At 62.7% G+C, this 9077-nt stretch carries 10 protein-coding genes; 2 read left to right on the plus strand and 8 right to left on the minus strand.

What is annotated here, in order from left to right; all coding sequences use genetic code 11:
- Nucleotides 1-52: 52 nt before the first annotated feature.
- From AB8717_RS07320 to AB8717_RS07355, 8 genes are read right to left on the minus strand one after another with little or no spacing between them, the layout of a single operon-like run.
- The gene (locus AB8717_RS07320; RefSeq protein ID WP_443750372.1) at nucleotides 53-559 is read right to left on the minus strand and encodes a phage major tail tube protein; all 507 of its coding nucleotides are present in this window, start codon (nucleotides 557-559) and stop codon (nucleotides 53-55) included.
- 38 nt (nucleotides 560-597) lie between these two features.
- On the minus strand, nucleotides 598-1749 hold the full coding sequence (locus tag AB8717_RS07325) for a phage tail sheath subtilisin-like domain-containing protein (protein ID WP_443750373.1): 1152 nt from the start codon (nucleotides 1747-1749) through the stop codon (nucleotides 598-600).
- Nucleotides 1750-1760: 11 nt separating this feature from the next.
- On the minus strand, nucleotides 1761-2099 hold the full coding sequence (locus tag AB8717_RS07330) for a GPW/gp25 family protein (RefSeq protein WP_443750374.1): 339 nt from the start codon (nucleotides 2097-2099) through the stop codon (nucleotides 1761-1763).
- Nucleotides 2096-2710: a phage baseplate assembly protein V gene (locus AB8717_RS07335; RefSeq protein WP_443750375.1), complete on the minus strand. Its 615-nt coding sequence runs from the start codon at nucleotides 2708-2710 to the stop codon at nucleotides 2096-2098. Before AB8717_RS07335 ends, AB8717_RS07330 begins: the two co-directional genes overlap by 4 nt.
- Before the next feature lie 58 nt (nucleotides 2711-2768).
- Nucleotides 2769-2993, minus strand: coding sequence for a hypothetical protein (locus AB8717_RS07340; protein WP_443750376.1), 225 nt, complete (start codon nucleotides 2991-2993; stop codon nucleotides 2769-2771).
- Nucleotides 2994-3002: 9 nt separating this feature from the next.
- Nucleotides 3003-4151 carry a gp53-like domain-containing protein gene (locus tag AB8717_RS07345; RefSeq protein WP_443750377.1) on the minus strand — a complete coding sequence of 383 codons (1149 nt, stop codon included), beginning with the start codon at nucleotides 4149-4151 and terminating at the stop codon, nucleotides 3003-3005.
- A 2-nt stretch (nucleotides 4152-4153) separates the two neighbouring features.
- Nucleotides 4154-4765 carry a phage tail protein I gene (locus AB8717_RS07350; protein ID WP_443749703.1) on the minus strand — a complete coding sequence of 204 codons (612 nt, stop codon included), beginning with the start codon at nucleotides 4763-4765 and terminating at the stop codon, nucleotides 4154-4156.
- Complete coding sequence (locus tag AB8717_RS07355; RefSeq protein ID WP_443750378.1) at nucleotides 4762-5640, minus strand: baseplate assembly protein; 879 nt, start codon at nucleotides 5638-5640, stop codon at nucleotides 4762-4764. Before AB8717_RS07355 ends, AB8717_RS07350 begins: the two co-directional genes overlap by 4 nt.
- 110 nt (nucleotides 5641-5750) lie before the next feature.
- Between AB8717_RS07355 and AB8717_RS07360 the strand changes: the two genes are divergently transcribed.
- Together AB8717_RS07360 and AB8717_RS07365 are read left to right on the plus strand one after the other, a co-directional pair.
- Nucleotides 5751-6098, plus strand: coding sequence for a hypothetical protein (locus tag AB8717_RS07360; RefSeq protein ID WP_443749705.1), 348 nt, complete (start codon nucleotides 5751-5753; stop codon nucleotides 6096-6098).
- A gap of 112 nt (nucleotides 6099-6210) precedes the next feature.
- Complete coding sequence (locus tag AB8717_RS07365) at nucleotides 6211-9072, plus strand: hypothetical protein (RefSeq protein ID WP_443750379.1); 2862 nt, start codon at nucleotides 6211-6213, stop codon at nucleotides 9070-9072.
- Nucleotides 9073-9077 lie beyond the last annotated feature (5 nt).

A 9077-nucleotide genomic window follows, 5' to 3' on the forward strand; every position in this document is an offset into this window, starting at 1 on the left:
AGAAACGGACCATTCCCAAGGGACTCGGGAATGGTCCTAGTTGGGAGGAAGGTTAAAGGCCGATGGCGGCGCGCATCTGCTGCATGCGATCGACGCCGTTGACGATGAAGACCATGTTAGCGATGTCGATCTCGATCAGCGTGGCGCCGTTCTCGACCAGCTTGTAGTAGCTGCAGACGGTCTTGACGGTCATTTCCGTCTTGTCGCCGGGCTTGCCGGAGCCGGGATCGATCTCCTGGTGACGGCCGCGAACGACGACTTCGACCGCTTTGACTTCGCCAGTGTCGTCCGACTGATAGGCTCCCATCCAGCGAAGCAGGATGCCGTCGACGGTCGGCTCGCCGAAGCGGGTGAATACGGACGTAATGTGGCCGCCGGGCTTCCATTCGAACTCAATGGGCTCCTGGCCCATGTCGATCTGAACTTCGCCGTCCATTCCGCCGCCGCGATAGCCGTCCATCTTGCGGGAGAGCTTCGGGATCGTGACTTCGGGCACCAGGCCGGCAAACGAGCCGCCGTCGTGGAAGAGGTTCATATTCTTGAGGGTTGAGGGCAGCATCGCGGAATCCTAAAAAAGTGAGCGGGAAATGCGCCGGTTTAGCCGACCAGCTTCGCCAGCTCGTCGGCCAGCGAGCTGTAGTATTGGTCGGTGATGACCATGTTGAGGTCGATGCTTTCGGCCGGCGCGCAGGGCGTGTAGTCGAAGTCGATCACGATCTTGCCGGCGGCGAGATCCGTGGGACTATTGTGCGCGGCAACGTACCAGGCGCGGGCGCCCTGGATGCGGCCCTGCGTTTTCAGGCCGCGGAACTTGGCGTTGATCGTCTCAATGATGTCCTTCACCAACTGCGCGGTGATCGGCTTGTCCGCGGCCCAGACCAGGCCCTCCGCGATCGTATCCTTGAGCACTTGGCCGGTGCGGACGGTCGACTCGAAGGCGTACAGTGGATCGTCCGAGCAGGTACGGTTGCCCCAATAGCGGAAGCCCTGGCTGCGGATGATGGTCGTGATGTCGGCGTCGTTGAGCACACCGGCCGTGTTGCTCGAGGACAGGATATCGAAGTCCACGGCCTTTGAAATGCCGGTGACACCTTCCACGGCGACATTGGACAGCGTCTTGTGCCAGCCGGTCGTCTGATCGATCAGGGCGCGCAGGCCGAGAGCGCGCGCCACGCTCGAACCGTCCCAGTCGGTGAAGTCCGGCCAGATCAGCATCAGCTCGCGGTCGCTGAAGCCGTCGCGATAGGTGACCACATTCTCCGCAATGTCGCCGACCGCCTTCGCGTATACAAAGGCGCGCAGGCTCTTGGCCACGGGCATCAGAGCGGTAACCACGGCGTTGGTGTCGTGACCGGGGATGCCGATAATACGCGGGCGGACGCCGGTCTGCGTCTCGGCCGTCAGCAGGGCTTTCAATCCGGTCATCTGGCCGTCTTCGGTCGTGGTGCCGATGATGTTGGTTTCGGTGGCAGCATCATCCACGCCTGGCGCTACACGCACGACGATGACGACGGGGCTGCACTGGTCTGCGATGGCCGACAGGGCTTTGGCCAGCGTCCCATTGACACCGGCCTTGCCGATGGCGGCGCGTACATCCGACACCAGGACGGGCTTGTCGAGCGGGAAAACAGTCGCGTCGGCGTCGGTCGAGATGGCGACCAGGCCGATGACCGCCGTGGCGATCGTAGCCAAGGCGCGGGTGCCGGTCGCTGCCTCGTTGATGCGGATGCCGTGATTGATGCTGGTCATGGAAACCTCTGTCAGAGAGAAACTTGCTGGTTGAAAGCGGGCGCGTTCGGGAGGTCAGTACGCCGGCCAATGATGGTGGCGGCGAGCTGGCCGGTAGCGTCGCCAGCGACGACGACGCGGTCGAGCTGGATACGGTTCTCCCAACGATCGATGGCGCCGGCCGTGGCGGCGGCGTAAAGCAACCGCGTCATGCCGTTGATCGGCAGATCGGTGAGTTCGTGCAGCTGGGAGCCGTATTCACGACGCATGACGCGGCTGCCCTTCGGCGTTGACAGAATATCGCCGATCGATTGCGCGATGTGTGCTGTACCGTCCAAGGGCTTGCCGGTGTTGCGGTCCATGCCGGTCATTTCGCGATGACCTTTGTGGCTGGGGTTCCGTCCGAGAGCATGGCGGGCTTGATCGCGCCCTGGCCGAGCGTGGAGGTGCCATCGACGGCCAGGTTACCGGAGACGGCTGCCGATCCATCAACCGACAGATCGCCAGCGATGTCGCCACCGCCACTAACGGTCAGGTCGCCGGTAATCGTTACGTTGCCCTGAACGTCCATGTCGGCAATCAGGCTGACGCCGGCCGGCGCGACGATCTCGACCGATCCGCCGGAGAGGGTCATGGTCAGTTTGTGGGCTTCCGGATCATAGTCGATCGTGGTGCCGTCCGGAGTCTTGAGGACCAGGCGCAGGCCGGACGCCGGCGGCGGATTGGTGTCCGAGAAGATGCCGTGCATGATAACCGCGGCTTCGATATCGCCTTCCGGGCAGACCAAGAGCACCTGTTCGCCGACCGAGGGTGGACACCAGATGGAAAAGCCGCCTGCAGGCGTGAACCAGCGCAGGGGCGGCGTGGTGACGTCGCCGGCCTTGACCACAGCAAATCCTGCCTCGAGGTCGACGGAATCGACCGTGCCGAAGCGCATCAGATCGCCAATGGTCTCGTTAGGATGGGGTTCGCGCGCGGACATGGGGCCATGATGTGAGCGATGGCCACGGACGCCAGCGCGCGCCCTTGTCAGATCGGATTTACGAAGCCGACGGGGTTGGATCGGCGACGATGACGCCGAGCTCGATCTTCCTCTCGACGCCGGCGGCGACCTCCTGGACGCGCGCAACTGTCGCGTCGTCGTCGTATTTGCCCTTGGCGTCGTAACAGGCATTCACGTCGCGGGTGTGTGTCACGCCGTTATGCTCGAAGAAGACCGGCACCGTACGGCGCGCCTTGTCGAGTTTTCCGATTTCGTGTCTCATTGGATGTCCTCAGTAACCCCAGGCGAGAACGCGGGGCGTGGTTGAGCGGTTGTCGGAGCCGCCTTCGACCTGGCGCTGTACGGTGACGCCATTGACGGTCGGGGCGCCGACCTGCTGGTAGACGATGTCCGAGGCCGAAGATCCGGAGCCGATGTCCGTGGTGATGCTGACGCCGAGGCAGGCGGTCGGGAAGGCGACGGGGAAATTGACGGTCTGCGTCGTCTCGCTGCCGGTTGCATCGGTCGACCCGGACGCCCATTGCCACATAAAGCCGTCATGGTCCTTTCGCCAGCCGGGATTGGCGAAGGAATGCGTCACCTCGGATTTCTTGACGTAGGCCGTCGAGTCGAGCCCGTCGAACAGATCCGCGTCTGCGCCCGATCCGGAACCGTCATTGCCGGCGTGCCACACGGTATTGCTCGCGATCGACATCGACGTCGAAGCCGCGACGGTCGGCGCGGTGATGCCGCCAGTAAACGTGTCTCCGGCCTTGTTCGCCGGGGTGAAGCCCAGTCGCGCGATGATGTTGGAATACCAGCTTCCCTCTTGGCCATCGAGAAGATCCGCATCGAGCCCAGATCCGGAACCGTCGTTCGATGCCCGCCAGACGGCGAAGGATGAAAGCCAAGCGGTAAAGGCTGCGAGCACACCATGGGGCGTGACCGCACGCGTGGTGTCCGTCCCGGTCGTGGTCTCTGTGTCGGTCGCGAGTTCGACCTCGCCCTTGTTGTCCGTGGTCGCCGGCGGCAACACGAAGTCCGTAGCGCCGAAGATAATATTGGCGGCGTTCACGTCGGCGAAGGCCACGTCCACGGACAGCATCATGGAAGCCGCGGCCGACTTTTCTACGATTACACCGGCCTGGCTGTACACCGCGAACAGCGTCCCATCATTGAGATACAAGCCGAACGATCGAAGAGAATAAACGTCCGTGCTGGTGTCCTGCATGGTAACGTGGATGACATTCGCGGCGACGGTGACTCCGGCAATAGTCCCCATCCGTTTCAGTTCGCCGGTCACGGCTACCGTCGTGAAGTCAAAGGCGAAGTTGGTCGCCGAGACGCCGATTTGCGTGATGTCCACTTGGTTGGTGCCGGTATTGGCGGCATCGACCAGGGCATTACGGCCGGCATTGGTGACGATCAGGTTGAGTGTCACGGTCAGGCTCCTACGAATTCATTGCCATAGGCATTGACGAGCTGCGCGCCGTCCGCGCCGGTGAGGTAAACGAGGTCTTTTGCCGGTGAGACCGTGTCGAGGCGGGCATACGTAGCGGCGCGCGCGGCACCGATCTCACCCACCTGGCCGGCGGCGCTCACCTTCTGTTTGACAACCGCATGTGCGGCCAGGCGCCGAATTCTCGCCAGGCGATCAAGCACCTGGTCGATGTAAGCGGCCGTGTTGGGGACCGCCGGATTATCGATGTCGAGCGCAAGCTCGAAGGTGAACGGATCGCCGGCCGGCGTCTGCTCCCACCATTCCGTCACCGTTACGTGCCCGCCAAGCGCGGCGATTTCAGTGTCGACGGCTCCGCGCGAGCCCTTGCGCATTTGATCAAGGATGGCCGTGCGCGCCCGCTGGCGCTTTTCGGCCTCCGACCAGGTCGTGTCCCAATTGTCGATCGACAAGCCCCAGACCAGCCACGGTAGGAGTTCGACCGGGCACGTGTCCGGATCCCACAGTTGGCGCAGCGGCACATCGAGCGCGGGAGCCTGGATGGCCCCCTCAAAGGCGCGCTCGAGGGCCGTGGCGTTGGGCGGCAGGAGGCTCATTGCGCCTCGCCAATGAAATTCAGCACGATTCCGGTGCAGTAGGACGCCTGCGTGTCATCGATCGGGACGTCAGCCGCGGGCAGGTTCAACACGACCTTCTGGACGCCGGCGGCGTGCAGTTGCGCGGTAATGGCGCTTCGGACCACGTCAAAGCCGATGCGGCGGATATTGGTGGCGAAGGCGGCGACGTTCGTTTGCGCGGCGGCGAGCACGACCGACCGATCGGGGCCGGCGTACGTGTAGATGTCAGCCTGGATCGAATAGGTGACGATCTCGGCCGAGGCCACGGTCACCTGGTCGCAGAGGGGGCGCTTGTCGGCTGGCGATAGTGCAGCCTGAACATTGGCCAGCATACCGGCGTCCGCCGTCCCATCGCCGGCAGCGGCCAAAACGGAAACGAGCACGGCGCCGGGCGTCGGCGAGATCGCCTTCACGTCCTTGACCCCGGCGTCAGCCGACCGGGCAATGTACTCGTATGCGCCAGATGCACCGGCGGTCGAATAGGCGTCCGGCGCCAGCAAGATTCGCTCTCGAAAGGCCTCGATATCCTCACCTGGCAATTGCGCCACGCCGAACAAGGCGCCGAGATTGACCAGGTCGTTACCGAGCGCGTAGGCCACCATGACCGACTTCGCAGCGTCGTTGACGCGCTGGCGATCGAGCAGCCGGCTATAGGCAGCGACCTGAAGGATTTTGACGGCCGGATCGCTTTCGATCGTTTCGTCAAAAGTCGGAATGCCGGCGAAGACGCCGGCCACGCCGGTTTTCACGAGCGCCGCCATCTGGGCAAAGATCTGCTCGAAGCTCAGTTGCTCGATCACGTCAGGCAACGGGATCTGCGACAGGTCGATTGCGTTGTTGGTTGTGCCGGCCATGTCGGCATTTGGCCGAGGCAATCCCGCGCGCGCACGCGGTCGCACTTCGCAAATCGGGTTTGACAACGGGGACCGCTGGCCTTGCCCGAGCGCCATGCTGATCTGACAGCATGACCAAGCCCGAAATCGCCATCTACTGGACACTCAGCTTCTTCAGCTCGTTGACCATCGTCGCGGGCAAGCTGGGCTATTCGCTGTTCGGCCTGGGCGAGGCCCAGCCGGACGATCCGGTGCTCGCCGCGCACTGGCGCCGCAAACGCCTGTGGCTGGCGATCAGCGAGCTTTCTGCGTTGCCGGCCTTCGCGACGGTCGGCGTCACCGCCACGATCTACTGGAACCTGCCGGCCATTGCGTCGGTCGGCATCTCCATGGTGCTCGGCGCCATGGGCTTCGGCTTCCTACTCAACGGCGTGGCCTATTTCGCCAAACGCAAGTTGAACATGGAGGACAGCCAGTGAATGTCCTCGAACTGATCGCCGCTGCCAGTGCCGCAGCCACGGTGTTCGGGCTGGCCGTCGCAGGCGTACATGCCTGGCGCGAGGCCCTGCATAAAGATCGCGAGGTGCGTTGATGGCTCCGCGCGTCCTAGCCGCAAGTGACATCAACACGGCACTCGGGTTCACTCCGGCCGACGTTTCCGCCGGCGTCCTGAAGGCTGCCAAGGTTTTGGCCGGATACACGGATGGTGGCTCCATGGGCATCGGCGGGCTGAACCTGACGACGACACAGGTGTCGAACTCGCAGGCGTATTGGCCAATCGACGCGGTCGCCAACGGCAGTTCCGTGACTATCTTCTACTGCCTGACCAAGTCATCGGGAACGGTGACCATGTATCTCGGCGACGGTACTTCGGCGTCGAAATCGAACACCGTGACGCTGACTTGTGATGGCACGCCCCGCCTGGCGCTCCTGACCGCCAACGCCGCCGGCGTGGTTCGCCTGGTCACGCTGAACACCGGCGCCATCGGCAACACCCTGACCGGCGGCATCATAGCGCTCAACGGCGACTACACGGCCGGCGGGCTGCAAAACGACAAGATGACGACGGCCATGCTGGCCATGGTGAACATGCTTGGACTGGCATTTTCCAATGCGTCATCCCAAGCGCTCGCCGCGGCCGTCGCCAGCTATTCGGCTATAGGTGTCCTAAAGTCGGCTGTTGTCCTGTCCGGTTATACCGATGGCGGATCGAGCGGCATCGGCGCGCTCAACCTGACCACGACCACGGCGTCGAACGCGCAATTCTATTGGCCGATCGATACGGTAGCGAACGGCAAGTCGATCACGGTGTTCTACTGCCTGTCGAAGTCGGCCGGCGCCCCGACGATTTACCTTGGCGACGGCACGTCGACGCGCATTTCGAACCAGGTAACGTTGACCTGTGACGGCACGCCTCGCATGGCGGTTCTCACCGCCACGGCTTCGGGTGTCGCGCGGCTGGTTTCGCTGAACACCGGAGCGGTAGGCAATACGCTTACCGGCATGGTTGCCGGGCTCACCGGCGACTATACGGCGGCATCCCTACAAAGCGACAAGCTGACCACGTCGCTGCTGGCCGTCCTTAACCTGCTGACGTTGTCGGCGTCGAACAGCGCTACGCTCCGTCAGGCTATCTCGACCAACACGGAAGGCCTCGGCGCGATCCTTGGTGCGACCACGGCGCCGTCCGGATGGAGCGCCACGACCTTCGGTCCCGGCGTCGGCGAGTTCAGCGTCACGGCACCGAACAGCACCAACTGCTTTTTCTATTGGCCGGTCAACGCCGCGAATGCCGTTACCATTACGGTCTTTTACCGCCTGTCGAAAACGTCATCGGCGACACCGACGATTTGGCTTGCCGATGGCGCATCCACCAATCTGACGAGCGGCGGCGCAAAAAATCTGACGTGCGACGGTACCTGGCGCACGCAGACCCTGACCTCGACCGGAGCCGCGACACGGCTTTTCATCCAGCTAAATGCCGGCGCCGGACAGACCGGTACGCTGTCAGGGGATGTCTTCGCAATCGTCAGCGATGCGACAGCTGCTACGGCCGGCGTCAACGGCCTTTACAACATGATCGTCTCTTTCATGCACGGCGTGAAGACGACGCTCAATTCCCTACTTTCCAGCGTGGCCGCGAACTCCTTGGCCATCGCCGCCAACACCACGAACATCGCTGCGATCACGACTGGCCGGGTCAAAAAGTACTCGCCGATCTCGGCTCGTAATCAGGTCTATTGGGGTGTGCAGATCCGAACGGGCGCTGACTCTGTGTCGCGCCGGCTAGTCAACGGCTACGGAATCGCCGAGCAACTCGGCATCATCATTCCTACCTGGTACCTGGGGAACTCGGGCGGCAACCTGGTGCAGATCCCGCTGCCGAACGATATCCGCGGGAAGGCGACATTTGAACCGCTTGGCGTCGGCGCCGCGGCGCCATCACCGATCTACTATCGCGGTTCAACCGACATCTGGATCAAGATGGCCGAATACGCCGATGGCCGCAACGCTCTCGCGTTTGAGCTCGGCGGGCTTCAGATAGCATCGCTAGGCGCTTTCAAGGTTCACCTGAACTTTTACCCCGTCGATGCCAGCGGTAACTATCTGCCGAACGGCTACTTGCCGTTCGGACAGCAATCGGCAAACGCCAACGGGGCCGCAAATGGCGACCACTATGTTGTCGGCGCCACGCCGATCACATCGGATAAGACCGGCGTGCTGGGCGGTGAAACGACCTACAACCAGAGTCCAGCTAACCTTTTCGACGTGATCGTCATCGGCCGCCGTAAGGCTACCAAGAGCGTTATTTCTTTCGAGGACTCGATCCACGCCTTTGCCGAAAACCTGACCGGATCCTCCGACAATGACGGCCATGTCGGCTGGGTCGGCCGTCTGTACGGCAAAAACCATATCGACCTGCTGCGTATCGCGCAGCCGAGCCGCATGCTGTCCGAATTCGTCAACATCACAACTGGCGCCCTGCCAGGCGTGACTGAGCTGCTGAACCTGATGGGCGAGTCCTACGTGGTCGAGCTCGGCGTCAACGACTTCGGTGCCGGTCATACAGCCGCGACGATGTTGAGCCAGCTTAACACCTTCTGCACTTTCATGAACACGGCCGGCTTTGCCTATGGCGGCGTGGCGACAGTGCCGGCATCGCCGACAAACTCTTCGAACAACTGGATCGATGGTTCTGGCCAGACAAAGCAAAACGCGTCGGCCCGCGCGGAAAAGCTTTCATACAACACGACCCTGCGCGGCGCGCTGCCGTCCTCTGTCAGCTTCGTCATCGATGTGGCGTCGGACATGTGCGACCCGACCGACGTCGATCTGTTCCTGACGGACGGCACGCCTAACGACTTTACGCTCGATGGAACGCACGGCACCGGCAAGCTCTACGCGATCGTCGCCAACAACCGCCCCGATCCCAAAATCGGCCACCGGTTCTAACTCCG

This window comes from Asticcacaulis solisilvae (assembly GCF_052327315.1).
Classification (GTDB): Bacteria; Pseudomonadota; Alphaproteobacteria; order Caulobacterales; family Caulobacteraceae; genus Asticcacaulis; species Asticcacaulis solisilvae_B.

Coding starts and splice junctions, on each gene's coding strand:
- AB8717_RS07340 (WP_443750376.1), bottom strand. CDS start 2,993: ATGAGACACGAAATCGGAAAACTCGACAAGGCGCGCCGTACGGTGCCG.
- AB8717_RS07330 (WP_443750374.1), bottom strand. CDS start 2,099: ATGACCGGCATGGACCGCAACACCGGCAAGCCCTTGGACGGTACAGCA.
- AB8717_RS07355 (WP_443750378.1), bottom strand. CDS start 5,640: ATGGCCGGCACAACCAACAACGCAATCGACCTGTCGCAGATCCCGTTG.
- AB8717_RS07360 (WP_443749705.1), top strand. CDS start 5,751: ATGACCAAGCCCGAAATCGCCATCTACTGGACACTCAGCTTCTTCAGC.
- AB8717_RS07350 (WP_443749703.1), bottom strand. CDS start 4,765: ATGAGCCTCCTGCCGCCCAACGCCACGGCCCTCGAGCGCGCCTTTGAG.
- AB8717_RS07335 (WP_443750375.1), bottom strand. CDS start 2,710: ATGTCCGCGCGCGAACCCCATCCTAACGAGACCATTGGCGATCTGATG.
- AB8717_RS07325 (WP_443750373.1), bottom strand. CDS start 1,749: ATGACCAGCATCAATCACGGCATCCGCATCAACGAGGCAGCGACCGGC.
- AB8717_RS07320 (WP_443750372.1), bottom strand. CDS start 559: ATGCTGCCCTCAACCCTCAAGAATATGAACCTCTTCCACGACGGCGGC.
- AB8717_RS07365 (WP_443750379.1), top strand. CDS start 6,211: ATGGCTCCGCGCGTCCTAGCCGCAAGTGACATCAACACGGCACTCGGG.